Raw genomic sequence first — 26,445 nt, 5'->3', positions numbered from 1 at the left:
CTATCTCGTATTCTAAAAAATAGAATTAAAGAAATAATTATAATCAATATGCTTAAAAAATATATCATGATAATTTTATATTGATTGTTTTAATTTTGGAATAAGCACAGGTAAATACCTGCGCTATAGTTCGTGGTAAGTCTGAGCTATCGGGTGTTAGTAGCTGAAACTATTTGTTAAGCAACTTATTAATCATTTCGATTGTCGCTTCTTTTCCTTGAATAATTGTAACTATTCCACTAATTAAGGTCACTAATGCTATTATTCCAGTTATAAATTTATAGAAAGCATTTGCCATAAATTTTGAAACAGATTTATTGCTGATTATTCCAAACCAGCTAAAAATAAATAGTGGTAAGCTCATAATTTCATGAACTCCTTCTTTAAACCAAATGACAGGATTTTTTAAATCTTTACTGTCATCGTCTAAAACTTCTTCAACAAATCCAATATATCTTACTAGACAATCATCTGACGAATTAATATCAAAATCTTCTACTTGACCATTTCTGAATTTTGGAATCGTGTTTATTAAAATTTGGTAATTATTGATTGTGTAACGTTGAAAAGCTGCTACATAATGCAAAGTTCCAATATAACCTAAATCACTTTGCATAGTATTTACATTCTTAGTCAGCCAAATATATTGTTCTTGGTCCACATTTCCCTTTCTATCCCAACGATCATAAGTTGCTCCATAAGCATTTGCTAAAGAGATAAATCTATTTCTAAATTCATTTGCAAAATTATACTTTTTGATATGCCTATTTGCTCGTATTCGAATTTTTATAAATCCAGTTATTAAAATGCCTGTCAGAATAAATATAATTAAAAGAGTCATAGTTTAGTTATATGTGCTGGTTCTTTCTGCTAACTTGTTTATTCGCAAAAAAAACTATACAAGTTTTATTTTAAAAATGCTATGTTATGCGCATGTTTCATTTCTCAAATGTATTAAAATATTCTTACAAAAAAAAGTATTTTGAAAACAAAATTACTCCACAACAATTCCATGTTTGTATAGCAATCCTTTTACGCCTTCAAGAGCAAATTGTGCTTTTTTGAGTTTGGTTTTTGTGGGGTCTATGGTGTAGTTGCAACTTGTTCTGAAATCGACTTTAGAAGCATTGGCTTTATCAAATTCGGAGCGGTATAAATCGCATTTGTAGAATTGTGCTCCGGTTAAATCAGTCGCCATAAAATCAACCGCAATGAGGCTGGAATTATTGAAACTAATGCCTTTTAGTTTCAGAGCGTAGAATTTAGAGAAATCTAAGCTGCAATGGTCAAAATGCATTTCGAAGATGAGTTTGTCGCTCATGGCAAAATTGACTTCTTTGATTTGGCAGTCATTAAAAAACACGGTTCTGAAAGCAGTATGGTTGATTTTAGCATGATCAAAAATACAATCGTTGAATTGGCAATCAATAAACGTAACTCCCATTAGATTGCAATCGGAAAAAACGCAATTGGTAAATGTGCAGGATTCAAATTCTTTAAGGTTCAGCGTTTCCTGACCATAGCGGATGTCGTTGTAATGTTGGTCAAAGAAATACTCGGTCATTTTTTTAGTTAGGAGTTGTGAGTTGTGAGAAAAAAAGAAGAAAGAAAGACTGGCTGGCTGGCAAATTTAATAATTATGTTTTCAAAATAAAACCCGACAATAATAAAACTGTCGGGCTTAGCTTAATACAAATTGCTTATGTTTTTGTCTTTTGGATATTTGACTTTATAACTTATTCTGATTTTTTTGGTTTCATTGGGCGAAAGTTTTAAATCCCAGCTTAGTTTCCCGGTCTCTTCATTTACTCTGGCTCTTCCGTTATCAGTAAGTTCAACTGTAATTTCTTTGTCTGTGCTTAATGGATACTGGTCTTCCAGCGCTATAGCCACTTCTTCTTTTTTGTTGTTTTTGACTGTTATATCATAGGTAAAAGTTTGTTCTTTGTAAGCAGAGAGGAATTTTGTACCGGATTTATCCGCTATCTTTTCGCGTGTAATAGCTATTTTTTTATCTCTACCCATACTTAATTTTAAAGTATCGGCAGTCTGATTTGGATTTACATTTGTTTTTCCAACATACATGCCTTCAAAAATAATATTGGCTTCTCCCTCTAATAAATTATATTTAGAGTAATCACTTATTTCGGCTAGTAAAAAGGCTTCTTTGTCTGCTTTTGGAGCCGCATAATAGGTGTAGGCAGCCGGTAGTTTTATTTCTTTTAATGAAACACTGTGTGCTTTCCAGTTGGATAATATGTCGTAAGGAATGTCAATATCAAAGGAAACATTCAGTTGGTTTTCATTAATGCTGGTGTATTGCGAAATATCGGATTTATTCAGTTTTTTGTCTGCTGTAACCACGACTTCTCTTAACCCGTCTTTAGGAGCTACTTGGATTCCAGAAACTTTTCCTTGTAAAGCATTTGAAATATATTCTGGTTGTGAATATCTTAAAAACCATGGCTGTAATTGTGGTGCCTGATTATTCTGGTTGGGGTTACCGCTTGATAAAGTCAGTTTTACTTTTTTCCAGTCCATTCCGGAATTTTGGAAAACCTGTGCTTTATACATCATGTTAATTGGATTTTTGATGTTTTCGGCACGCAGTTCGTAAAACGGTTTCCAGGTTGCTGAATTAGTGATGTAACTAATATCGAAAGGGATGTTTCCGGCTATAGTATTCATCACCTGCAGAATGAGTTTTCCGCTTGCAGATTTTTCTTCATTTTTTGTGTTGAATGCTAACTTATTATTTAATTCGGTTAGTCTTTTATTCCAAAATTCTTCTTTTTCCTGTAAGTCAGTTATTGTATTGTCGAGTTCCGTTCTTTTGGCTTTTGAATAATCGACGAGTTTGATTAATTCGGCAACATTCAGTCCTGTATTCACTCCTGTAACCGACTGGTTATTGTCTAAAAGAGCAATGGTTTGTTTGTTAGCATTATTTAAAATCTGAATTCGTTTGATTTCTTTTTTTACCCAGCTGACACTGTCTCTCACTTTTTTTATCAGAGGATTACTTTCGTCAGGTTCAAATTCTGAAATATAATTATTAGTAAACTGTACCGACATAACAGTTACAGAAGCAGGAGCGGCAATTTGAATGGTGTTTTGATTGAGATGATTAGCAATATTTTTAATAACGACTTCAGTTGTTCCTGCCGGAAGATTTACCGAAGTATTTTGAGTGAGTTCTGCGGCATTCAAATAAACAGTAACGGCTTTAATTTTAGCAGTTGCAAAAACCGGTTTCTGGGCAAATGTCAGCATTGAACCGAATAATATAAGAAGGAGTAAAGTATTTTTCATCTAAAAACTAATTTTCTGGATTTTGTTAAACGTAAATGTAATTAAAAAACTACAACATTTACTAACGTACAAGATTTTATTTTTATAAAATAATAAACCCGACCAATCTGTTGACTGTCGGGTTTGATTATTTTAAGAATTTTAAATTTTGTCTAAAAAAGCAGTAGAACAGAAGATTTCGATTAAAAATCTATTCTTCTTCTTTTTGTCCCATCATCATCAGATAGGCTTTGAGGAATTCGTCGATTTCACCGTTCATTACGCCGTCAACGTTACTGGTTTCATAACCTGTACGAACATCTTTAACCAGTTTATAAGGCTGCATCACGTAGTTTCGGATTTGCGAACCCCATTCGATTTTCATTTTCCCGGCTTCAATATCGGCGCGTTGTGCCTGTTTCTTTTTCAGTTCGATTTCATATAACTGAGAACGAAGCATTTGCATGGCACGCTGCCTGTTGTCCTGTTGGGAGCGGGTCTCCGAACACTGAATCTGGATTCCGGTAGGCTTGTGATACAACTGTACTTTAGTCTCTACCTTATTTACGTTTTGTCCTCCGGCACCACTGGAACGGGATGTGGTAATTTCAATATCGGCAGGATTAATATCAATTTCGATACTGTCATCTACTAACGGATACACATAAACGGAAGCAAATGAAGTATGACGTTTGGCATTACTGTCAAACGGAGAAATACGCACCAGTCGGTGTACGCCGTTTTCGCCTTTCAGGTAGCCAAAAGAATAATCGCCTTCAAATTCTAATGTTACAGTTTTGATTCCCGCTACATCGCCTTCCTGATAGTTGAGTTCTTTTATTTTGAAACCGTATTTTTCACCCCACATCATGTACATACGCATTAACATGGAAGCCCAGTCGCAACTCTCGGTTCCACCGGCTCCGGCTGTAATTTGTAAAACAGCGCTTAAGGTGTCTCCTTCATCCGAAAGCATGTTTTTAAATTCGATACCTTCAATGTGATTTTGCGTCAGTTGGTACTGTTCGTCAAGCTCTTCGGCTGTGAGTTCACCTTCTTTGTAGAATTCATAAGCCAGTTGTAGCTCGTCCGTTAAAGCAACTGCTTTATCATAGTCTTCAATCCACTTTTTTTTGTTTCGGAGATTTTTTACAATAAGTTCCGCTTCCTTTGCGTTGTTCCAAAAATCGGGAGCAAAAGTTTTCTCTTCTTCGTTAGCAATTTCGATAAGTTTAGCATCGACGTCAAAGATACCTCCTCAACGCACCAAGGCGCTCCACAATACCTTTAATTTGTTCGGTAGTTGTCATAAATTATGTAATTTTGTTGCACAAAAATAATAAAAAAAATCACGTAGGGACTACAGTCCATGTATCTCTATAAAAAATATAAAAATGCAGATAAATTTAGTTAGCGACACAGTAACAAAACCTTCCTACGAAATGTTACAGTATATGTTTAATGCTGATGTAGGGGATGATGTTTACAAAGAAGATCCTACAGTTACAGAATTAGAGGACAGAGTAGCAGCGATTTTCGGGATGGAGGCAGGTTTGTTTTTTCCCACGGGTACAATGGCAAACCAAACGGCCATTAAACTGCATACTCAGCCCGGCGAACAGTTAATAGCTGATAAATATTCGCATATTTTTCATTTTGAGGGTGGTGGTGTTTCTTTCAATAGTGGTGTTTCCTGCTGTTTGCTGGAAGGAAACCGCGGGATGATTACTGCAAAACAAGTGGCGGGAGCTATTAATAAACCTGATTTTTATCACAGTCCGTTAACGAGTCTGGTGTGTATTGAGAATACTACTAATGTAGGTGGCGGAGCTTGCTACGAAATGGAAGAACTGCAAAAAATAAAAGCGGTTTGTGATGCCAATAATTTAAAGCTGCATTTAGACGGTGCCCGAATCTGGAATGCTTTGGTTGCTAAAAGGCAAAACCCAAAAGATTTCGGGAAAGTATTTGATACGATTTCGGTTTGTTTTTCTAAAGGACTGGGAGCGCCTGTAGGATCTGTTTTATTGGGAGATAAAAAGACTATTCAGCGTGCTTTGCGTATTAGAAAAATATTAGGAGGAGCAATGCGTCAGTCAGGTTATCTGGCTGCGGGAGCAATTTATGCTTTAGAAAATAACATTAAATTATTGACAGAAGATCACAGACGTGCCAAGGAACTTGCGAATGTTCTGAAGAAGAAACCATGGGTTGCTACAGTGGAGCATGTAGAAACGAATATTTTGATTTTTTCACTGGTTCCGGAATTTCAGGATGAGCTTTTAATAGAAAAACTGAAACAAAAAAACATTTCCATAAGTTCAGTAGGAAATAGAAAGTTACGTATAGTTACCCATCTGGATTATCGGGAAGTGATGCATACGTATGTGATTGAGACTTTGGCGAAAATGTAGATTAAACAAAAAAGCATGAATTAAAATTCATGCTTTTTTCTTACTGTATAATTACCGTGTTTATATTGTAGTTTGTTATGTTTGTTGTTACGGGTATAAATTCTGTAGTATTGTTGGTAATCTTATATTTCAAAATGCCCAACAGATTGTTTTTAGAAACTAAATTGATGTATTCATTATTCGTTTTGTCAATGAACCCTTTTCCATAATTATTTACTGCTCCATATTTTTCATTTGGTAATATATCAAGGTACGTTTTATTTGTTACATCGATTTTTACTAATGTAGGCAAGGTGGTATTTGCGTTTAAACCATAAGCTATAGAATTAGAATACATTACAGTACGTATTAATGGAATTTTGGAATTGTTAAAAGGTATAGCTGTAGCTGTATTTTCATCAGGATTAATTTCAAAAACATCATCAGTATAACTTGTGCAATATATTTTAGACCCGTTACTAAAGGTAGAATAAATGTTTTTTTGTGAAAAACTAATATTGGAGTAGTTTACTTCGTAAGTAGATGGATTTATAGTAACAAAATAATTGATATTATCAGATTCGCTATATGGATTAGAAGCTATTATTCCATACAACAAACTTTTTGATTCATTCCACTCTAAAACAAACATTAAAGGTTCAAAACCAGTTATCTTATCGGGATAAGAAAGGGTTTTTGATGTAGTAGTTTTAGAATTTTTGTTAAATATATAAAGTTTATCCTGTGGAGACTTATGTTCTATCAAGAAAATACTATTGGCATTAGAACAAATAGTATTTAGGTTTACAGGTGTAGCTGTTAATGAGTTAAACTTAGCTAATAATGTGATTTTTCCTGAATTGTTTCCAATAGAATTAATTTCACCGTTGTCATTTACAGTGGTGTAACTAAAATCATCAGTTATGGTTTCAGTATCTGGTGCATCAGAACTATCGTTACTACAAGAAAAAAACAAGCATATAGTAACGATAGCTAAGCCTAAAAAAGGTTTGGTGAAATTCATGAAATTATTTAAATAAATTATCCATTCCCGGAATCATTGGCATATCCATTTTGGCCACAGCATCCAGTTCCGCTTCGTTTAATTTAGTTGCTTTTTCGATGGCTTTATTCATTACCAGAATCATATAATCTTCCAGTTGTTCTTTGTCTTCCAGTAATTCATCGGCAATCGTGATGGATTTTATTTTTCTGTTGGCAGTCATGGTAACTTTCAGTAAGCCATCTGTGCTTTGTTCATCAACAAGTACCGTATCCAGACGTTTTTTAGTCTCTTCAATTTTATTTTGGGTTTCTTTTAACTTACCCATCATTCCCATTAAATCCATTTTTATTTTTTTTAATTAAATTAGTTCACGAATTTACTATTTTTACGGGTATTACAATGTTAAAATTGATGAAAAAGGAGGGCGGATTAGTATTTGTTTCCCCTACTTTTGTGCCAACTATTATAAAAATGTCAATAAATACTAATGATAGAAAAATTACAACCTCCAGTTGCTAAAATTATACCTACTGAATTAGAAAAGTTTGGAGACCTTAGAATCGATAATTATTTCTGGCTGAAAGACCGGGAGAATCCGGAAGTTATTGATTATCTGAACAAAGAGAATGAATATTACCAGCAGATGACGGCTCATACGCAGGGTTTTCAGAACATATTGTTTGAAGAAATGAAAGCGCGTATAAAAGAAGACGATCAGTCAGTTCCTTATTTATACAATGGCTATTATTATATTACCCGATATGAAACAGGTCAAAATTACCCTGTATATTCCCGAAAAAAAGGCAGCCTTTCGGCAAAAGAAGAAATCCTTTTTGACTGTAACGTGATGGCACAAGGGCAGCCCTATTTTAAATTGGGAGGAATGAGTATAAGCCCTGATAATAAACTGGCTATTTTTAGTACGGATATTATTGGAAGACGTATTTACACTATTCAGGTAAAGAATTTAGAGACTAACGAAATTCTTGAAGATAAAATAGAAAGAGTAACGGGATCTGCAGTTTGGGCAAATGATAATAAAACTATTTTTTATTCCAGCCAGGACGAGGTGACTTTGCGTTCCGATAAAATTTTTAAACATAAATTGGGAACAACCCAAGTGGAAGATGTCTTAGTTTATTTTGAAAAAGACGACACTTTTAGTGTGGATATATCCAAATCAAAATCCAGAAAATATTTAGCAATAGAGTCGGGAAGTACGCTGACTACAGAGTATCGTATTTTGAATGCTGATAATCCCGATGGAAAATTTAAGATTTTTCAAAAGCGAAAAAGAGGGGTAGAATACAGTATCAATCATTATAAAGACAGTTTTTATATCTTAACCAATAAAGATGATGCTGAGAATTTTAAACTGATGAAAACTCATGAAGAAGCGACTTCGGCAGAAAACTGGGTTGAAATTATTGCACATCGTGAGGATGTTTTATTAGAAGATATTGAGATTTTTTCCAATTATTTAGTGCTTGAAGAGCGTACCGGAGGTTTGAATAAAATCAGAATTAGGAGTTGGGATGGCAGTGAAGAATATTATTTGCCTTTTGGCAGTGAAACATACACTGCATATACCTCGACCAATGTGGATTTTGAAACTGAAATTCTGCGTTACAGTTATCAGTCAATGGCAACTCCTTCATCAGTGATTGATTTTAATATGCGCACAAAAGAAAAGGAAATCAAAAAAGAGCAAGAGGTTTTAGGAGGTAAATTTGACAAGAATAATTACAAAGAAGAGCGTGTCTGGGCTACTGCTAAGGACGGAACCAAAGTTCCTGTTTCGATGGTTTATCGCAAAGGATTAAAAAAGGATGGTAAAAACCCTTTATTGCTTTATGCTTACGGTTCTTATGGACATTCTATGGATGCCTACTTTTCATCTACGCGTTTATCCTTATTAGACAGAGGGTTTATTTATGCTATTGCACACATTCGTGGCGGAGAAGATTTAGGAAGGCAGTGGTATGAAGATGGAAAATTGCTTCAAAAGAAAAATACTTTCACCGACTTTATTGACTGTTCGAAATATTTGATTGAGCGAAAATACACATCACCGGAACATTTATATGCAGAAGGTGGATCAGCAGGAGGACTGTTGATGGGAGTGATTGTTAATGAAGCCCCTGAATTGTATAACGGGGTAATTGCTCAGGTTCCATTTGTAGATGTAATGACCACAATGTTAGACGATACTATTCCGTTAACTACAGGAGAGTATGACGAATGGGGGAATCCAAATGTTAAAAAATATTATCAATACATGAGATCTTATTCTCCTTATGATAATATAAAAGAACAATATTACCCTAATATGTATGTTTCTACGGGTTTACATGATTCTCAGGTACAATATTGGGAGCCAGCGAAGTGGGTTGCAAAGCTGAGAGTAAATAAAAAAGAGGATACTGTTTTGTATCTGGATACCAACATGGATGCAGGGCATGGAGGGGCTTCAGGAAGGTTTGAAGCACTAAAAGAATTAGCAAAAGAATTTAGTTTTTTATTAGATTTGGAAAAAATTAAAAAGTAATTAGTTTTTTTTTGTTAAATTTGCTGCGTATCCAGGTTAAATAAAACTTAATCTTGATTAACTATTTTTTTATGAAAGAAGAAATAAATGCTTATAATAATGTTTTAGAACTGATAGGAAACACACCTCTTATCAAGATAAACAAAGTCACCGAAAATTTAGAAGGTAATTTCTATGCTAAGGTAGAAGCTTTTAATCCGGGACATTCCTCAAAAGATAGGATTGCTTTATACATTATTGAAGAAGCAGAAAAAAAAGGTATATTATCTCCGGGGGATACTATCATTGAGACTACATCAGGTAATACTGGTTTTAGTTTAGCAATGGTGAGTATTATAAAAGGATATAATTGCATATTAGCTGTAAGTTCTAAATCATCTAAAGATAAAATAGACATGCTCCGCAGTTTAGGTGCAAAAGTCTATGTTTGTCCGGCACACGTATCTGCCGATGACGAACGCTCCTATTACAGCGTAGCAAAAAGACTGCATGAAGAAACCAAAGGATCGGTTTATATTAATCAGTATTTCAATCAGCTAAACATTGATGCCCATTATAATACAACCGGACCTGAAATCTGGAAACAGACTAATGGTAAAATAACCCATTTAGTTGCCTGTAGCGGAACGGGAGGAACTATCTCCGGAACTGCTAAATATCTGAAAGAACAAAACCCGAATATTAAAGTTCTTGGTGTGGATGCTTTTGGTTCAGTATTGAAAAAATACCATGAAACCAGAGAGTTTCATACTGACGAAATTTACCCTTACCGAATTGAAGGTTTAGGTAAAAACCTGATTCCGTCAGCTACCGATTTTGACATGATTGATAAATTCATGAAAGTAACCGATGAAGAGAGCGCCCATTCAGCCAGAGAAATTACCCGAAAAGAAGGATTATTTGTAGGGTATACTTCAGGAGCTGTTTTACAGGCGATTAAGCAATATGCAGATGAAGGTGAATTTGATAAAAATAGTAACGTAATTGCTATTTTTCCTGATCACGGTTCTCGTTATATGAGTAAAGTTTTCAGTGATGACTGGATGAATGAACAAGGATTCTTCGACAGTATAAATGAAGAAGAAGTACAAAAAATTGAAATGATAAAATAGATTTTTCTATTTTCGATATATTAAACTCCGGAGCAATCCGGAGTTTTTTTTTAGAACATAATTTTTAACATTGAGATTAAGAAATATAAAAATAAGGTTTTGAAATTTAACTTCTTATAGTTTTTAAATTTTATATAAAAATCAATTTTTTATTAAATATGATTGGGAATAAAACAATAAATTTGAAATCTTCTATCCAAATGATTAGAATTATCAATATACTAATGACACTAAACAGAAATACATTTTTTAAGCTTCTTTTTTTTCTAATGTTGTTTTTTTGTACAACCGTTTTTGGACAAGTAAAAAAAGATACTGTTTCTTTATCAGAATTGAAGGTAATGAATGCTCCTATACGGAATTCAATTCAGCATTCAGCAGCAGCTGTTTCCATTATTACTGAGAAAGAAATCAATCAGGCTGACGGTGTAATCCTGACTCCTGTTCTTAATAAAGTTCCGGGAGTTTTTATGCAGCAAGGAGCTTTGAATACCAACAGAATTACCATTAGAGGAATAGGAGCGAGAACACAATACGGAACAGCTAAAATTAAAGCTTATTTTGAAGGAATTCCTCTTTCTAATGCTGAAGGTGAAACTGCTTTAGAAGATATAGATTTAGAGGTTTTAGGCGGAGTTGAAATTATAAAAGGACCTAATTCAAGCAGTTTTGGCGCGGGATTAGGAGGGGTTATCAGTTTGAGGGCAAAGCCATTGGATACAGAAACTTCTTTTGCAAAAACAGCTACTACTTTTGGAAGTTTTGGTTTGGTAAAACAAATTGTATCCGCCGGTTACAGTGATTCACAATCCGGTATTTTTGCTAATTACAGTAATTTACAACAAAACGGTTATCGTGATAATAGTGATTATAACCGCCAATCTGTAAATCTATTTGGAAAACAAAAATTATCTGAAAAATCTATACTTTCATTTTTTGGAATTGCCACCCGCTTAAAAGCGTATATCCCGAGTTCGATAAGTGAAACCGCTTTTAATACCAAACCAGAGTCGGCTGCGTCCACCTGGCTGGCTGCACGGGGATTTGAATCTTATGATAAAGTGCTGGCAGGAGTTGGATTTGAACATCAGTTTTCAAAAAACTGGTCGGCTGACGTGAGTCTTTTTTCTAATTTTAAAGAAGCTTATGAGCTTCGTCCTTTTGATATATTGAAAGAAAAAACAAAAATGCTCGGCTTTAGAGCTAAAGTAAATTATGAAGCTTCTTTATTTTCTTTGCCTAACACCATAAGTCTGGGGACAGAATTAATGACCGAAAATTATGCTTTCTCCCTTTTTAGAAATTTATATCAGTCTTATCCGGGACAAGGCAGTATTCAGGGGGATCAATTTAGTGAAATGGAACAAAAAAGAGGATATTGGAATGGATTTATCCAAATGGAAACGAAACTTTCTGATAAGTTGAATTTAGAATCCGGTTTGGCTTTTAATACCACAAATTACAGTCAGCAAGATATTTTTTTAAGTGGTGAAAACCCAGAAGAACAATACACTTTTGGTTCGGTTTGGTCTCCCAGATTGGCGCTTTCATATAAAATTGGTGAAGCTAAAAATGTGTATGTTTCCTTTAGCAAAGGTTTCTCAGTTCCTTCTGTGGCTGAAACATTAACTCCCGATGGGAAGCTTAATACAGATTTACAATCGGAAAAAGGGGTTAATTATGAAGTGGGTTTTAAAGCAAATTTTTTAGAGAAAAATCTTTATACGGAATTGGTTTTTTATTCCACTCAAATCAATGATTTATTAGTAGCACGCCGTATTGCGGAAGATCAGTACGTGGGGATTAATGCAGGAGAGAGTTCGCATAAAGGAATAGAGTTTTTACTGAACTATAAATTCAGGCCTTGTCCAGATATTCAATTGAATCCTTATTTTTCGGCAACTATCAACCGTTTTGAGTTTAAAGATTTTGTAGATAATGATATTGATTATTCAGGTAATTTATTGCCGGCCGTGCCTGATACGCAATTTAATTTCGGATTTGATTTTGTTAGTGACAGAGGATTCAATTTTAATGCTTCATACCGCCTAACAGGGAAGATGTATCTTGATGATGCCAATTCGAAAGAAACTACGGGATATGAACTTTTAGACATCAAAGCCGGATATGCTTTTTATATTCTTAAAAACGTGAAAATGGAACTCAATCTGGGAATTCAAAATGTGCTGAATGAAAAATATGCAGCCAGTATTTTGCCAAATGCAGTAGGTTTTGGTACTGTTCCGGCCCGTTACTATTATCCCGGAAATCCGGTTAATTATTATGGTGGTTTTAATGTAGTGTATGCGTTTTAAGTAAGAGACTTTTTGAATTTTCTTCCCCCAACCCTAAAGGCTGGAAAATTTCTTGAAAATTCATCAAAATTACACCCTTTAGGGTTGGGGAAATTAATTTTGATTTAAATTTAACGCGCTATTTTATTTTTGTATTCCTTAGGTGTATTTCCGGTGTTCTTTTTGAATAATTTATTGAAATTAGAAACGGTTTTATAACCGCATTCATAAGCGATTTCCGAAACGCTCATGTCACTTTCTATAAGATGTTTGCAGGCGTTTGAAATGCGTATTTCGTTGAGGTATTCAATGAAATTTTTCTTAGTCTTAGACTTAAACATTCTGCAGAATGAGGTAGGAGTTAAGCTGGCAATCTGAGCAACTTCATCTAATGAAATTTCTTTTTTGTAATTTTCTTTAATATATTGATAAACTTCACTAAGACGGTCTTTTTTAAAAGGCTCATTAGCAGGAAAATAGCTTTCCGGATTTATAAATTCAATATCAGCAGATTCGGACAGAACAGATAAAATTTCAAAAAGACCTATAATAACTTCGAAATCTTTTTTAAGTACTAATTGTTCTAACTTCTGAGCAATCAGCTGATTTGTTTTTCCTGTAACCGATAAGCCTTTTTTAGCTTTTTCAAACAGGGAATTGATTTTTTTAGCTTCATTCAGTTCATAAAAAGCAGGTCCAAAAATATCTTTGTTGAAATAAACTACAATAGATTTAGCTTTTAATTTGTTGAGATTATGGTAGTAAATTTCATCATTCAGCCATACATGAGGTATGTCAGAACCCAGAAAAACCATATCTCCTGCTTCAAAATTGCTGACTGAATTTCCTATAATCCGTTTGCCAAAACTTTCTTTGACATATACTAATTCCAATTCCGGATGAGAATGGAAAGGTGCCTGGAAAAAAGCTTCCTCTCTTGAGAGTACTGAAATGGCACTATTAAGATAAGATGATATTTTAGTTTTTTCAAGTTTCATAAGTGGTCAAAGATAAATAATAATTAGATAAGGATAAAATCGAATTATTATGTGGTAATATAGGATAGTACCTTTATTTCCTGAATTTTAAAACCGATTTTAAGGTGTAATCTGTTGATTAGCAAATTGTAATATTTGTTTCTTTGGAAAAAAAGAAATTGTTTTTTATGTACAACAGAAAATAAAATTAATGCAATTTTATCTCTTAAAACGAGCGGTTTATTCATAAATTTGTCCTTTTGAAAATAAGATATTCATTTTTAATAATTAAATACTACAATTAAAATGTTCTCATTAAAAGATAAAAAAGCAGTCATTACCGGAGGAGGTAGTGGAATAGGGAAAGCAATCTCTGTTTTATTTGCAAAACAAGGCGCAGAAGTTCATATTTTAGAATTAACCGCCGAAAGTGCCCAATCTACTGTTGAAGAAATTGCGGCCGAAGGTGGAAAAGTTTTTGCTCACGCCTGTAATGTTGCTAAACACGATGAGGTGGTTGCTGCTTTTGAAAAAATTGGAAACATTCATATTTTAGTAAATAATGCAGGAATTGCGCATGTAGGTAAAGTAGATACGACTCCTGAAGCTGATTTTGACCGGATTGTGGATGTGAATGTAAAAGGAGTTTACAACTGTTTGTTTGCGTCTATTCCACAGTTTCGTAAATCCGGCGGAGGATCAATTGTTAATTTAGCTTCGATTGCTTCGTGGGTTGGTATTCCTGACCGTTTTGCTTATTCAACTGCTAAAGGCGCGGTAATGTCGATGACTTTATCTGTTGCTAAGGATTATATTAATGAAAACATTCGTTGCAATTCTATTTCTCCTGCTCGTGTGCATACCCCATTTGTAGATGGATTTATAGCTAAAAATTATCCGGGCAATGAAGCTGAAATATTTGATAAATTATCAAAATCACAGCCTATCGGGAGAATGGGAAAACCGGAAGAAATTGCTACTTTAGCCTTGTTTTTAGCCAGTGATGAAGCCGGATTTATTACCGGATCAGATTATCCGATTGATGGGGGATTTATCAAATTAAATAATTAAAAAAAGAGTTGCTAAGATTCTAAGCTGCTCAGTTTCTAAGCTGGAAACTAAGAAAAGGCTAAGAATCTAAGCTATTAAGTAATAAGATAAAAGAACTTAGAAACTTAAAAACTCAATAACTTAGTAACTTTTAAAAAAATATAAAGAAATGAAATTAATACGTTTTGGAGCCGAGGGCAGCGAGAAACCAGGAATTTTAATTGGAGAAAAAAGATATGATGTTTCTTCTATTGTGAGTGATTATAACGAATCATTTTTTGAAAATAATGGTTTAGAAAAATTAAAAACAGCTATAGAAAGCGGAACTTCTTTTCCGGAAGTAGCTGCTGATATTCGTTTAGGTTCTCCGGTTGCAAGACCTTCAAAAATTATTTGTATTGGTTTAAATTATGTAGATCACTGCCATGAAACGGGTGCTCCAATTCCCACAGAGCCTATCATTTTCTTCAAATCAACGACTTCTTTGTGTGGACCAAATGACAATGTAATCATTCCTAAAGGAAGCGAAAAAACGGATTGGGAAGTAGAATTAGCTTTTGTAGTAGGTAAAAAAGCAAGTTATGTAGAAGAAGCGGAAGCTTTAGATTATGTAGCCGGATATGCTTTATTAAATGATTACAGCGAAAGAGCATTTCAAATTGAGATGGGCGGACAATGGGCTAAAGGAAAAGGTTGTGATACGTTTGCACCTCTGGGGCCTGTTTTGGCTACTCAGGATGAAATTGCCGATGTGAATAATTTATCGATGTGGCTAACTGTAAATGGTAAAAAATTCCAAGACAGTAACACTTCTAATCTGGTGTTTAAAATTCCATTTTTAGTACATTATTTAAGTCAGTTTATGACATTACTTCCTGGTGATATCATCAGTACAGGAACACCTCCGGGAGTTGGTTTAGGGATTAAACCAGATCCTGTTTATGTAAAAGCAGGGGATGTTATAGAATTAGGTATTGAAGGTTTAGGTTCAAGTAAACAAGTTGCGGTGGCTTATTCTAAATAAAATAATCATTCTCAAAATTTAAAAAAGAGTATTGAATCTTCGGGATTTAATACTCTTTTTTATTTATTCTGATTCGCTTTGGGGAATGCCTTTAAGTTTTTTCATAAATACGCTGAAAGCAGGGCCTAATTCTTCAAACAAAGGATCTTTTCGGTTTTTAAGCATAACTTCGCTAAAGAGTTTTAATCCAATGGCAAATTCGGTAGCCTGTTGTTTATTTCCAAATAAATTTTTGTCTTTCTGTCTTTCGATAATAGAAAAAATATTATCGTGATTTTCAAATAAAAGTTCGATAGGGGTTTCTGAAACAGCTTCTCCTTTTGCATCTTTCAAATATTCCAGTGTAAGTTTGTATTGATGGGCTCTTTTTTCCATGAGTTTTTATTTTTAAATAATTAAAGCGATATTTATGGTAAAAATAAGGTTTAACTTCTGTTATTAGGAGTGTTAAATCAACTAAATTAGTTATTAGAATATTAAAATTATAACACTATGATTTCAATTACAGCTATTATAAAAAGCAAAATAGAAACTACAGAAACAGTTAAAGAAATGGTTCATAATCTTGTTGCCAATACAAGAAAAGAAGCAGCGTGTATCCGTTATGATTTGCATTATACCGATACTGTATTTATCATTTGGGAAGAATGGAAAGATCAGGCAGGACTGGATATACATAATGAGCAGTCCTATTTAAAAGATTTTATCACAGCTAGCGAAAATTTATTGGCTGCTCCTATACAAGTCTATAAAACGACTCAGGTTTTATAAGAATCTAGAAGGTATATATCTTTTTTTCATTCGCAAAATCTAGTTCAATCTACAAATAGTATAAAATTTATAAAAAATATTGTAAAATGTTATAGCGCATAAAAAAGTAGTTTTGAATTAAACTTTAAAAACATAATATTATGAAAAAGATTATATTAAGTAAAATTATTTTAGGTGCAGCCTTAGCATTATTTACATTGAATTCTTGTAAAAATGAATCAAAACAAGAAGATCCAAAAGAAGTGGCAGAAGAACAAAATGAAGCCAACATACAAAATGAAAATGTTGAAGATGATGCTGATCATTTAGTAGATGCAGCTGCTATAAATTTATGCGAAATTGAAATTGGAAAGCTGGCTCAGGAAAAAGGTATGAGTCAGGACGTTAAAAAATTTGGAAAAATGCTGGTTACTGACCATGAAAAAGCTTTAGAAGAAACAAAAACATTAGCGGATAAAAAAGCAATTACTTTACCTTCGTCAATTACTGAAGATGGTCGTGATAAATACAATAAACTGAAAGATGAATCAGCTGAAGATTTTGATAAAAAGTTTGCTGATATGATGGTAGACGGTCATCAGGATGCAATTGATAAAATGGAAAAAATTGCTGAAAAAGCTGATGATGCTGATATTAAAACCTGGGCTGCTAATCAGATTAGTCCTTTAACTGCTCATCTTACTGAAGCTAAAAGAATTCAAGAAATGCAGAAAAATAAATAGAAATTATTTTTTATGAAAATGAAAGCTGTTGAGATATTCAACAGCTTTTTCTTTTTTATTCAATATTTATTTGCTCAAACAGAAGTATTGGACATGAGTTGTTGAGAATACTTGCTGATAATCCGTTTAAGATTTCTAAAAAAGAAAGGGTTTGATGAAATTTTATGGTTTTTGAGGAATATTTGAATTATTAAACATGATTTAATTTAGAGTATAGTTTTTTGTTATTGCTCTGTAAATAATAATTATTTATAATAAAAAAACCTGCTCATGGCAGGTTTTCTGTTTACAATTGAAAAAGTATGTTAATTAATTATGCCCGGATTCCAAATAACATTTTAAATTCTGAACATCATCACGTACCATTTTCTCAAAAAACGGATTTAAAAGTCTGGCTGCTTTTTCGCCTGCTATACCAAGAGGAGCATGATAAGAAATAGTAATATCCAGTTCTGTTCCTTTGCCTTTAGGCTTAAAAACCACTTTTCCCGCATTCTCAATTGAGGCGTCATGTAAGGAATGCCAACTTAAAAGCTTTTCTTTTTCATCTTTGATTATTTCGGCTTTCCAGCTTAGCGAACCAATTCCTGCCGGACCTTTAGCAGTCCATTCAGAAATAGTGGAATTAATAGTTTTAACAGATTCTAAATGATTCATGAATTTAGGTAGATTCTCTAAATTTCTCCAAAACGCATATACTTCACTAACGGGTTTATTGATAGTGCTGCTCAATCGGATATTAACATTATGAGCTTTGCCATTTTTTAAATGATCTACTGCATCATAAACCGGACAGTAGCCACTAATTCCTCTTAGCAACATACTGCCTCCAAGGCTGCTTTTTGTCAGGTTTTTTTCTTTTTGTGCAAGACCGTTATATAGGAGGTAAGCACCGCTGGTAACCATTATTATACGTTCCAGAGTTGAAACATTATTTTTAATCATTGGTTTATGCGCTTTCATTGACGCTGAAGATTGTGTTCTTGTTTCCATAATTTTAATTTTTTTTTTGCAAATAATTTATTTACAATGTCTGTGTATGTGAAAAAATTTATAAAGGAGGATTAGATGTGTGGGATGTATCTGAATCAGAAACATTTCCTGTAAATTCACTGATGAGATCTTTTATGGTGTTAAAGCCATCAGATTCCAGTTCTACAATTTTTTTTATTAAATCTTTTCCTTTTTCAGAAGTTAGTAAAGCTCCTAAAACCGCGCCTACAGCTACTCCTGTTAGTAATGCACCTACTACTTTGCCTGATTCCATAATTATTACTTTTTAGTTTTTATATTGTTTGTTGTCTTTTTTTTAATTTTATTTTAATCTTGAATCATCACGCTTTTGAACTCCAAGATCAGCATCATATCCTGATTCGCTTAAATTATCTGTGTCTTCTTCTTCATTAAAATCAGGATCCGCTATGTCATCTTCTTTTTCATCGCCAAATTCTTCAAATTCATCAATCTTTTCAGGGTTTATTTCTTCGTCCAATTCAGTATTATCAGGATTGAAAGTATGGTTTGTTTCGTTAAATTCAGAATTCTCAAGCATTTTGTTATCTCTGTTGGCGAGTGTATTTGGATTGCTGTCCGCATTGAAATTTGGCTGATTGTTGCTAAATTCTTCAAATTGCTGTTTGTTAGAATTTAAGTCGCTGTCGGTATAGTTGGCAGGTTTGTCTTCCCGTTTTTTGTCATCTTCCATGGTATTGATTTTAAGTATTGTTAATTGTTTATTTGGGGAATTTTCTGTGTCAATTACTAAATGTATAATTGATTATCTTCAAAATTACAATTTCACCTTGCTTACAACTTATACAATTAAAGTCAATCATTATATAATTCTAAGATGCTAATTATTGGATTATAAGTGAATTAAAGAAATACAACTTGAGTATTTATAAGTGTTAGCTATAATTATATAAAACAGCAGTACTTATAGCGTCTTATTTTTGTATAAGACATTTAATAAAAAATGACATCAAATAGGTTTCAGTTGTTATTCACAAATAATTCTAAAAAAATGATATCTCAAAAAGTTATAGAATGCAGTAATGCACTTGTAAAAAGAAATTGGAGTATAGCATTTGTAGAAAGTATGTCGGCAGGGAAGATGTGCTATGAGTTCTCCAGAGTTCCACAATCAGGTAAGATACTTATTGGTGGATTGGTTTGTTATGATGGGGGAATGAAAGAAGATTTACTGGCTGTTCCGCACTATTTGTTAGAGAAATTTACTCCTGAATCGGCCGAAGTAACAGAAGCAATGGCACAGAACTTTTGCAGAACAGTACCTTCTGATATTTGTGTTGCTATAACCGGGCTTAGTACTTCCGGTGGTAGTGAGACCCCGGAAAAACCTGTGGGAACTATTTTTTTGTATTTTATTTTTCCTCATAAACAAATATCGAAACGATGTCAATTTAAAGGAAATGCAGAAGATATTGTAAATCAGACGATAGATATGGCTGCTTCGGTGATTATTGAAGAATTAGATCAGTTTGACAAACAAAAAAAAGATAATTAATAAATAATAGGATTAATTTCACTCGTTTAAGAGTAATTCTTCTGAAACCCAAAGTACTGCATGATCGTATTCTTCCTTTTTAAAGCCTTTAAATTCACCGGAAACCAGATTACAGAATCCGTTTGTGAAAGTAATTATTGTTTCTGAGTTAGTAACAATAGCACCTCTGTTCCATCTGCCCATATTTTGTAAACCCAGCATTGCATCCTGTGCCCAGGCACATGTTGCGAAATTCTCTAAGTCGGTCTCTAAAACCAATAGCAAATTAATGTAATTAATCTGTTTGATTAGGTTTTCTACTTCCGGTATAACGATAGCCTTATAGTCTTCCTGACAAACTTCTCCGGTGATTCTAAATGCAGCAATAGTGTTTGGTACCGTTTTTATCAATTCTATCATGATGCAGTTATTTTATTAAGAAATAAATATAAGGATAAGAACTGATTTTATTTTTACAACTAATTTATAAAATCTTATAGAATTTTAATATGGTATTAAAGGGGTAAAAGTCACAATCAGGCATAAAAAAACCCTGATAAAAATATCAGGGTTTTGTGACCTCGACTGGATTCAAACCAGTAACCTTCTGAGCCGTAATCAGATGCGCTATTCAGTTGCGCCACGAGGCCTTTTGCAGACGTTTTGTATACGTGATTGCGGGTGCAAATATAGGGATAAATGTGTAACTTGCAAGCATAAATTTCAATAAATACTAAAAAAAATGCAGTTAGAAAATTATATCCGTGATATTCAGGGTTTTCCAAAAGAAGGAATTCTTTTTAAAGATATCACTCCGCTATTGAATGATGCTCAGGCAACTCAGGAATGTTTAAAAACTTTAGCAGCATCCTTAAAAGGACAAAAAATTAATAAAGTGGTTGGTGCTGAAAGTAGGGGGTTTTTATTTGGAATATTGCTGGCACAGGAACTAAATGCCGGTTTTATTCCTGTACGTAAACATGGGAAACTGCCTTATGATACGGTTTCGGTATCTTATGATTTAGAATACGGGACTGACACCTTAGAAATTCATAAAGATGCTATTCAAAAAGGAGATAAAGTATTGATTCACGATGATGTTTTAGCCACAGGAGGAACGGCTAAAGCGGTTTGCGACCTGGTAGAGAAATTAGGTGGCGAAATTGTACAGTTCAATTTCCTGATGGAATTGACTTTTTTGAACGGTCGCGAAAAATTAAATGGTTACAATATTTTTGCGGCTGTAACGTATTAGTCTACTGCTCTTGAAGTAACATAATAGCGATATCCAATGATAGCCAGCTGCCACTTTTTGGCTTTTGATAAATCCAGTCCCTGTTTTGTAAAACTGGGTAAAAGTAGTTTGTTGATTTTGGCTAAAATTTTGAACATAACTTCAGGGTTTTCTCAAAGATACAAAAAAGACGGTTTCGTGATGTGAACCGTCTTTTTTTAATTTTTTAAAATGTTTTTGGAGATAGACTGTCTTTAGATAATTTTCGTTTTATAGTAGTGAAACAAGACCTTAAAACCTAATTGATATATCTGTCAAATAATTCTTAGTTTCTACTGCTATTAGAATTCCATATAAAGCTTTCTCTCCATATAGTTCAAAATATTTTTTGTTTTCTGGCCATCTACTATTAATGTCTTTTGTGATTACCTGTTTAATATCTTTTGGATTTAATTTTTCTAAAGTTTGATAATCGCTCTGTTCTCCATCAATTAAAATAACTGCTTTTTTGTAATCAATTCGTTTGTCATCTATTATACGACTTATAGAATTACTGAGTGTTTCGTATCCTGATGTAAATCCTCCGTTGGTCTTTTTCTCATAAAAAAATTTAAATGGTTCGATAGGGTTGTTAGATTGTTTATAGGATCTAGGAAAGACATCATTCGTACTTTCTATATTTGTGATTTCTCCATTGCTGTTTCTTTTTATATTAAAAAAAGTTAAATCAATGTCATGTAAGTTTTTTATCTGTTCGCGTTTTTCCTTAATTTCTTCGTCAGAAGTATTTTTGGTAATTATAAATTCAAACTTATGATTCTCTATGTTTTGTGAAGAATTAGTGGTGGTAATGTAATAGGTTTTGTTTTTCTTACCCTCAACAATTTTTACATCTTTTACATTTCTAAATACAAAGTTGTTTTCTAATTCTGATTGACTAATTTTTTCTCCATCTATATAAACTACATCATAAGGTTTTGGAGAGATATCTTTATTTTCTTTGTTTGTTTTTGTAGTTACCAGAATCGTCTTTTTACCCGAAATTGTAGCAACATCTATTTTTTCAATATTGTCAGGATTCAATTTATCCAATTCTTCCTGATTTGATTTTTCACCATTGATGATTATTTCTTTGTTTTCTGATAAAGTTTTTAAATCTTTTTCAATTTTAGAAGGTTTTAAATCATCAGATTCTGATTTGGTTTCTTTTTCTTGTTTTGGAACTTCTTTCTCCTGTGCCACAATTTTAATTTGAAATAAAAACACAAAGGCAATTAGCGCAGGAAATACAGTTATGTACTTCCAGGAATTCCATTTTTTAGATTGGTTTTGGTTCAACATAATAATTCGTTTTTTGATTAAGGATTGATAGAAATGATTGGTAATGGAAACACAATTTTCCTGTCTGGTTATTTTTAAAAGAGTTAATTGATAGGCTTTTTTGTCAGATATGTTTTTAGAAGCTTCCCTATCAGCAATAAACTCTAAGTTTTGAACCATGACTTTTTTATACAACCAAATCAACGGATTGAACCAAAAAGCAATACAAAACATTCGCGCTACTAATACGTCAACGCTGTGATTCTGGCTGCTGTGTACTTTTTCATGTTCTAAAATATTTTCCAATTCTGTTGATGTATATAAAGCCGAATTGTAGACAATAGCTTTAAAAAAGGAAAAAGGAGCGATATTTTCGGTTACGTCGATAAGTTTGAATTTTCCTTGTTGTTTAATTGTCTTTCCTTTAAATACTTTGGATAAACTATAAAAATCAAAGAGTAGTTTTAGGAATAAAAGAATAATTACTAAGATATAAACATAGCCAGCGATTGCGCACCAGTTAATGACTTCTTCGGTATTGTTTTCAATGGTCGTTGTTGGAATATTAGACCAATCAAATGAATTTGTTGTTGGTTCTACCCAAATTATTTGGGTAATAAAGAATATTAGGAAGAATCGTTGATGTAATTAATCCCGAAAGTAAAAACCATCTGTTTGCGGTAAAGAATGTTTCTTTGCGCAGTAGTATCACATAGGCCAGGAAAAACAATCCAATTAAGCCACTTGCTTTGATGAAGTAAATGAAATGTGTTTCCATGCTGTTTTTTAATTTGAAAATTATTTTTCTTCGTTTTTTTAAGGGTACTGTCTTAGGAATCCTCTTTTTAAGAGTTCTGGAGGATTATTTTTTTTGATAGGAGTTTGTTTCTATTATGAAAACTCCGTTTCTGGCTTTTTCACCGAATTGAGCTAAGACAATTCTTTTGTTTTCATCTGGAGTATATTTAAAGTAGGTAGCATATACAAATTTTAATTCCTTGTCTTTATTTTGTAGTACAGTGTTATAGTCACTCTCTTTTCCATCAAGTATGACTAGTGCTTTGTCATAATCATAATAAAAAGGGGGAGTACCATCATCGATAGTAATTAGAGTACTATTTTTGCCTTGTTTTTTATCTTCTTCAGTATTAATAGTTGATTTTTGAGTTCCTGTTTTTATTGTAGTGACTTTAACTCGTTTTTCAAAAGGTTTTGCCTCAACTTCAATGTTGTTTAAATCTAATTTCCCATATTCTTTATAAGTTGACTTTGCACCATCTATGTAATAATCTTTAAGATAGGATGCAATTGGTTTTTCTCTTTTTGTAGTTGTATTAATAGTACTTTCAATTCTGCTTACATCTGTCTTTTCAATGTCTTTTTTTACAGTTGTACCAATTTCTTTCTCTTTTGATAATGTGTCTGAATCATTTTTACTTTCAACTATTTTTGTTTCGACCTTGGCGGATTGAGGTTCTTTTTTTTCAGTTGAAGTCACTTTTTCTTCTGCTACTACTTTTACTTGAAATAGAAATAAAAATACTCCCAATAATGGAAGTACAGCGGCAAACTTCCAAGAATTCATTTTGTTTGATTGATTTTTGTTCAACATAATAATTCGTTTTTTGATTAAGGATTGATAAAAATGATTACTAATGGCAACACAATTTTCCTGTGTGGTTATTTTTAATAAGGTTAATTGATAGTTTTTTTTATCGAAAATATTTTTTGATGCTTCATTATCGGCAATGAATTCCAGGTTTTGAACCATAGCTTTTTTATACAACCAAATCAATGGATTGAACCAAAAAGCAATACAAAACATTCGCGCTGCTAATACGTCAACACTGTGATGCTGGCTGCTGTGTACTTTTTCATGTTCTAAAATGTTTTCTAATTCTATTGGGGTGTATAAATCGGAATTGTAAACAATAGATTTAAAGTAGGAGAAAGGAGCAATATTTTCGGTTACATCAATGAATTTAAAATCGTTATGATGTTGGATGCTTTTTCCTTTCAAAATTTTAGATAAACTATAAAAGTCAAAGATGAATTTTATCAAGAAAACCAAAATTCCAATCGAATAAACAATTCCAAAAATAATTTGCCAATTCATTTCAAAAGTGTTCTTTTGGATAGCAGTTATAGTTGTATTTTGGATAGCAGTTGTATTTGCGGTCAAAGGAATATTAGACCAATCGAATGAATCTGTTGTTGGTTCTATCCAAATTATTTTAGTGATAAAGTAAAGTGGAAGTAGTGCTGAGGTGAATAATCCCGAAAGTAAAAACCATCTGTTGGCGGTAAAGAAAGTTTCTTTTCTTAAAAGTAGCATGTAGGCTAAATAAAATAGCCCAATTAAGCCACTTGCTTTGATGAAGTAAAGGAATAAATTTTCCATAGTTATTCTTTTTTCTCAATCATGGATAAAATTTCTCTTAATTCATCAGCTGATATTTTTTCTTCTTTCGCAAAAAAGGAAACCATGTTTTTATACGAACTATTAAAATAAGTTTCGATAGCAGTGTTCATAAACTTTTTGCGATAGTCTTCCATTTTCACAATAGGGAAGTACTGATGCGTTTTGCCAAAAGCATTATACGACACATATCCTTTTTCTTCCAGATTTCTAATAATAGTAGAAAGCGTGTTATAGTGCGGCTTTTCGTTTTTAATTTCGGACATGACTTCTTTTACAAAAGCTTTTTCCAGCTTCCATAATATTTGCATGATTTCTTCTTCTTTGTTAGTTAGCTTTTCCATAGTGATTTAATTTGAATACAATTATATAACTATATTTTTAGTTTGACAACTGTTTTTGTAGTTATTTAACTAAAATTTTAGTTTTAAAGCTTGTTGTATATTTCATTTTATCTGTTTCAGACTTTGTGGCTTTCTAACTTTTAAGCTATTTTTGCATAAAAATTTGAAGATGAGGTGTATTCTAATGGCATTTATTTTGTTGCAAAGTATTTTTGGCTTTAGCCAGGAGCAATTTGATAGGACTGAGGCCAAAAAATATCAGGAAGAATTAAATAAAGAATATGCTGATTCAAAAACAAGTCCGTTAGAAGCGGAAGATTTAGCAGTTTTTAAATCTCTGGATTTTTATCCTTTAAACGAAAAGTATTTTGTAGTGGCTAAATTGGTGAGAACGCCTAAAGAGAAGCCTTTTAAAATGGTAACTTCAACCAGCAGACTCCCGCTTTTTAAGAAATACGGAGAACTATATTTTGAAATTGATGGGAAAAAATGCAAGTTGAATGTGTATCAGAGTCTGGAAACTATTAAAAATCCTAAATATAAGGACGATTTGTTTTTGCCTTTCTTTGATGAAACTACTGGGAAAGAAAGTTATGTAGGAGGTAAATATATAGATTTAAAAATTCCCAAAGGAAATACAATAGCTATCGATTTTAACAGGTCATACAATCCGTATTGTGCTTATAGTTATCGATATTCCTGCCCGCGAGTGCCATTAGAAAATGATTTAAAAGTGGCTATTCGTGCCGGTGTTAAAAAATTTCATGACTAATGCAGTACTTTAATTTACATACCCACGTTTATACCCATCAGGAAGATATATTAGAATTAGTCAATCAGTATCCACAGGAATTTGATGCTGATTTACCCCAATATTCCATTGGGATTCATCCGTTGTTTATTGATGAAAACCGATTAGAAAGTGATTTTGAAATTATTGGACAAAAAATAAGTTTGCCTGAATGTTTAGCAATAGGCGAATGTGGTTTAGACAAACGCAGCGAAACTCCTTTTGAAATTCAATTAGAAGTTTTAGAAAGACAATTTATATTGGCAGAAAAACATCAGAAAGCAATTGTAATTCATTGTGTGCATGCTTTTCAGGAATTGGTAGAATTAAAAAAGAAATTAAAACTTACAGTTCCCGTTGTGATTCATGGTTTTTCTAAAAAAGAACAATTGGCAAAACAACTTTTAGACAATGGTTTTTATCTTTCTTTTGGTAAAAATTTATTGCAAAATCCCGAATTGGAATCTGTTTTTATACTTACCCCGGATAGTAGATTTTTTTTAGAAACCGATATGATTGAAGAAGGAATTCAGGAAATCTATGCTTTGGCAGCAAAATATAAAAAGATAACAGTAGCAGAATTACAACAAATTATTTCGAATAATTTTGATGCTGTTTTTACCAACAAACAAATTACCAAATAA

29 protein-coding genes and 1 tRNA gene are annotated in these 26,445 nt (G+C 32.8%); 12 read left to right on the top strand and 18 right to left on the bottom strand.

Annotated elements, in window-relative coordinates; all coding sequences use genetic code 11:
- Positions 1–169: 169 nt before the first annotated feature.
- The 4 genes from ACSV4D_RS16245 to prfB form a co-directional block, all read right to left on the bottom strand.
- Positions 170–841 carry a hypothetical protein gene (locus ACSV4D_RS16245; protein ID WP_439229089.1) on the bottom strand — a complete coding sequence of 224 codons (672 nt, stop codon included), beginning with the start codon at positions 839–841 and terminating at the stop codon, positions 170–172.
- A 153-nt stretch (positions 842–994) separates the two neighbouring features.
- Positions 995–1,564: a pentapeptide repeat-containing protein gene (locus tag ACSV4D_RS16240; RefSeq protein WP_439229088.1), complete on the bottom strand. Its 570-nt coding sequence runs from the start codon at positions 1,562–1,564 to the stop codon at positions 995–997.
- Between the two features lie 122 nt (positions 1,565–1,686).
- On the bottom strand, positions 1,687–3,312 hold the full coding sequence (locus tag ACSV4D_RS16235; protein WP_439229087.1) for a DUF4139 domain-containing protein: 1,626 nt from the start codon (positions 3,310–3,312) through the stop codon (positions 1,687–1,689).
- 190 nt (positions 3,313–3,502) lie between these two features.
- Positions 3,503–4,601, bottom strand: a protein-coding gene (gene prfB, locus ACSV4D_RS16230; protein WP_408082662.1) for a peptide chain release factor 2 whose coding sequence is annotated in 2 segments (ribosomal slippage) — positions 3,503–4,537 and positions 4,539–4,601 — 1,098 coding nt in all. Because the reading frame shifts where the segments join, the coding sequence is not laid out codon by codon here.
- An 84-nt stretch (positions 4,602–4,685) separates the two neighbouring features.
- Between prfB and ACSV4D_RS16225 the strand changes: the two genes are divergently transcribed.
- Entirely contained in the window at positions 4,686–5,705 is a 1,020-nt protein-coding gene (locus tag ACSV4D_RS16225) for a threonine aldolase family protein (RefSeq protein ID WP_439229086.1), read from the top strand.
- A 40-nt stretch (positions 5,706–5,745) separates the two neighbouring features.
- Here ACSV4D_RS16225 and ACSV4D_RS16220 read toward each other — a convergent pair whose 3' ends face one another.
- Positions 5,746–6,708, bottom strand: a complete 963-nt coding sequence (locus ACSV4D_RS16220; protein ID WP_439229085.1) for a hypothetical protein — start codon at positions 6,706–6,708, stop codon at positions 5,746–5,748.
- A 4-nt stretch (positions 6,709–6,712) separates the two neighbouring features.
- Positions 6,713–7,033, bottom strand: a complete 321-nt coding sequence (locus ACSV4D_RS16215; RefSeq protein ID WP_439229084.1) for a YbaB/EbfC family nucleoid-associated protein — start codon at positions 7,031–7,033, stop codon at positions 6,713–6,715.
- A gap of 144 nt (positions 7,034–7,177) precedes the next feature.
- Here ACSV4D_RS16215 and ACSV4D_RS16210 point away from each other — a divergent pair, with 144 nt between their 5' ends.
- The 3 genes from ACSV4D_RS16210 to ACSV4D_RS16200 all read left to right on the top strand — a co-directional run bounded on the left by ACSV4D_RS16210 (position 7,178) and on the right by ACSV4D_RS16200 (position 12,665).
- On the top strand, positions 7,178–9,238 hold the full coding sequence (locus ACSV4D_RS16210; RefSeq protein WP_439229083.1) for a S9 family peptidase: 2,061 nt from the start codon (positions 7,178–7,180) through the stop codon (positions 9,236–9,238).
- A 71-nt stretch (positions 9,239–9,309) separates the two neighbouring features.
- Positions 9,310–10,350 carry a PLP-dependent cysteine synthase family protein gene (locus ACSV4D_RS16205; RefSeq protein ID WP_408082667.1) on the top strand — a complete coding sequence of 347 codons (1,041 nt, stop codon included), beginning with the start codon at positions 9,310–9,312 and terminating at the stop codon, positions 10,348–10,350.
- Between the two features lie 341 nt (positions 10,351–10,691).
- Positions 10,692–12,665 (top strand): TonB-dependent receptor family protein, encoded by a 1,974-nt coding sequence (locus tag ACSV4D_RS16200; RefSeq protein ID WP_439229082.1) that lies wholly within the window; start codon positions 10,692–10,694, stop codon positions 12,663–12,665.
- A 110-nt stretch (positions 12,666–12,775) separates the two neighbouring features.
- On the opposite strand, the gene ACSV4D_RS16195 is transcribed toward ACSV4D_RS16200, so the two are convergent.
- Positions 12,776–13,642, bottom strand: a complete 867-nt coding sequence (locus tag ACSV4D_RS16195) for an AraC family transcriptional regulator (RefSeq protein WP_439229081.1) — start codon at positions 13,640–13,642, stop codon at positions 12,776–12,778.
- Between the two features lie 285 nt (positions 13,643–13,927).
- On the opposite strand from ACSV4D_RS16195, the gene ACSV4D_RS16190 reads away from it, so the two are divergent.
- On the top strand, positions 13,928–14,692 hold the full coding sequence (locus tag ACSV4D_RS16190) for an SDR family NAD(P)-dependent oxidoreductase (RefSeq protein WP_439229080.1): 765 nt from the start codon (positions 13,928–13,930) through the stop codon (positions 14,690–14,692).
- Positions 14,693–14,840: 148 nt separating this feature from the next.
- A complete protein-coding gene (locus tag ACSV4D_RS16185; protein WP_439229079.1) occupies positions 14,841–15,695 on the top strand; it encodes a fumarylacetoacetate hydrolase family protein in 855 nt (284 codons plus the stop codon).
- A 63-nt stretch (positions 15,696–15,758) separates the two neighbouring features.
- Here ACSV4D_RS16185 and ACSV4D_RS16180 read toward each other — a convergent pair whose 3' ends face one another.
- A complete protein-coding gene (locus ACSV4D_RS16180) occupies positions 15,759–16,070 on the bottom strand; it encodes a DUF3861 domain-containing protein (RefSeq protein WP_439229078.1) in 312 nt (103 codons plus the stop codon).
- A 117-nt stretch (positions 16,071–16,187) separates the two neighbouring features.
- Between ACSV4D_RS16180 and ACSV4D_RS16175 the strand changes: the two genes are divergently transcribed.
- Both ACSV4D_RS16175 and ACSV4D_RS16170 read left to right on the top strand, forming a co-directional pair.
- Complete coding sequence (locus ACSV4D_RS16175) at positions 16,188–16,466, top strand: putative quinol monooxygenase (RefSeq protein WP_408082673.1); 279 nt, start codon at positions 16,188–16,190, stop codon at positions 16,464–16,466.
- A gap of 140 nt (positions 16,467–16,606) precedes the next feature.
- A complete protein-coding gene (locus tag ACSV4D_RS16170; protein ID WP_439229076.1) occupies positions 16,607–17,188 on the top strand; it encodes a DUF4142 domain-containing protein in 582 nt (193 codons plus the stop codon).
- Positions 17,189–17,497: 309 nt separating this feature from the next.
- On the opposite strand, the gene ACSV4D_RS16165 is transcribed toward ACSV4D_RS16170, so the two are convergent.
- The 3 genes from ACSV4D_RS16165 to ACSV4D_RS16155 are packed head-to-tail and all read right to left on the bottom strand — an operon-like array spanning position 17,498 to position 18,893.
- Positions 17,498–18,181 carry an SRPBCC family protein gene (locus ACSV4D_RS16165; protein ID WP_439229075.1) on the bottom strand — a complete coding sequence of 228 codons (684 nt, stop codon included), beginning with the start codon at positions 18,179–18,181 and terminating at the stop codon, positions 17,498–17,500.
- Positions 18,182–18,239: 58 nt separating this feature from the next.
- On the bottom strand, positions 18,240–18,455 hold the full coding sequence (locus ACSV4D_RS16160) for a hypothetical protein (protein WP_408082676.1): 216 nt from the start codon (positions 18,453–18,455) through the stop codon (positions 18,240–18,242).
- Positions 18,456–18,503: 48 nt separating this feature from the next.
- Positions 18,504–18,893, bottom strand: coding sequence for a hypothetical protein (locus ACSV4D_RS16155; protein WP_439229074.1), 390 nt, complete (start codon positions 18,891–18,893; stop codon positions 18,504–18,506).
- Between the two features lie 318 nt (positions 18,894–19,211).
- On the opposite strand from ACSV4D_RS16155, the gene ACSV4D_RS16150 reads away from it, so the two are divergent.
- On the top strand, positions 19,212–19,715 hold the full coding sequence (locus tag ACSV4D_RS16150) for a CinA family protein (RefSeq protein WP_408082678.1): 504 nt from the start codon (positions 19,212–19,214) through the stop codon (positions 19,713–19,715).
- A gap of 18 nt (positions 19,716–19,733) precedes the next feature.
- Here the strand turns inward: ACSV4D_RS16150 and ACSV4D_RS16145 are convergent, their stop codons facing one another.
- Positions 19,734–20,114, bottom strand: coding sequence for an STAS/SEC14 domain-containing protein (locus tag ACSV4D_RS16145; protein WP_408082679.1), 381 nt, complete (start codon positions 20,112–20,114; stop codon positions 19,734–19,736).
- A gap of 156 nt (positions 20,115–20,270) precedes the next feature.
- Positions 20,271–20,344 (bottom strand) — tRNA-Arg (locus ACSV4D_RS16140).
- A 92-nt stretch (positions 20,345–20,436) separates the two neighbouring features.
- Here ACSV4D_RS16140 and ACSV4D_RS16135 point away from each other — a divergent pair.
- Positions 20,437–20,949, top strand: a complete 513-nt coding sequence (locus ACSV4D_RS16135; RefSeq protein ID WP_439229073.1) for an adenine phosphoribosyltransferase — start codon at positions 20,437–20,439, stop codon at positions 20,947–20,949.
- On the opposite strand, the gene ACSV4D_RS16130 is transcribed toward ACSV4D_RS16135, so the two are convergent.
- From ACSV4D_RS16130 to ACSV4D_RS16110, 5 genes are all read right to left on the bottom strand, one after another.
- Complete coding sequence (locus ACSV4D_RS16130; protein ID WP_408082681.1) at positions 20,946–21,086, bottom strand: SsrA-binding protein; 141 nt, start codon at positions 21,084–21,086, stop codon at positions 20,946–20,948. The two genes, ACSV4D_RS16135 and ACSV4D_RS16130, sit on opposite strands and share 4 nt — an antisense overlap.
- Before the next feature lie 133 nt (positions 21,087–21,219).
- Positions 21,220–22,554 carry a M56 family metallopeptidase gene (locus ACSV4D_RS16125; protein ID WP_439229072.1) on the bottom strand — a complete coding sequence of 445 codons (1,335 nt, stop codon included), beginning with the start codon at positions 22,552–22,554 and terminating at the stop codon, positions 21,220–21,222.
- Between the two features lie 268 nt (positions 22,555–22,822).
- On the bottom strand, positions 22,823–23,026 hold the full coding sequence (locus ACSV4D_RS16120) for a hypothetical protein (protein WP_439229071.1): 204 nt from the start codon (positions 23,024–23,026) through the stop codon (positions 22,823–22,825).
- An 84-nt stretch (positions 23,027–23,110) separates the two neighbouring features.
- On the bottom strand, positions 23,111–24,649 hold the full coding sequence (locus ACSV4D_RS16115) for a M56 family metallopeptidase (protein ID WP_439229070.1): 1,539 nt from the start codon (positions 24,647–24,649) through the stop codon (positions 23,111–23,113).
- Between the two features lie 2 nt (positions 24,650–24,651).
- Positions 24,652–25,011, bottom strand: a complete 360-nt coding sequence (locus ACSV4D_RS16110) for a BlaI/MecI/CopY family transcriptional regulator (RefSeq protein ID WP_439229069.1) — start codon at positions 25,009–25,011, stop codon at positions 24,652–24,654.
- A gap of 169 nt (positions 25,012–25,180) precedes the next feature.
- Between ACSV4D_RS16110 and ACSV4D_RS16105 the strand changes: the two genes are divergently transcribed.
- Together ACSV4D_RS16105 and ACSV4D_RS16100 are read left to right on the top strand one after the other, a co-directional pair.
- Positions 25,181–25,783, top strand: coding sequence for a DUF1684 domain-containing protein (locus ACSV4D_RS16105; RefSeq protein ID WP_439229068.1), 603 nt, complete (start codon positions 25,181–25,183; stop codon positions 25,781–25,783).
- Complete coding sequence (locus ACSV4D_RS16100) at positions 25,783–26,445, top strand: TatD family hydrolase (RefSeq protein WP_439229067.1); 663 nt, start codon at positions 25,783–25,785, stop codon at positions 26,443–26,445. Before ACSV4D_RS16105 ends, ACSV4D_RS16100 begins: the two co-directional genes overlap by 1 nt.

The organism is Flavobacterium sp. ARAG 55.4 (assembly GCF_051846875.1).
In the GTDB taxonomy this organism is placed as follows: Bacteria; Bacteroidota; Bacteroidia; order Flavobacteriales; family Flavobacteriaceae; genus Flavobacterium; species Flavobacterium plantiphilum.
Note: the sequence above shows the minus strand (reverse complement) of the source record. Positions and strands in the feature narration are given on the sequence as shown.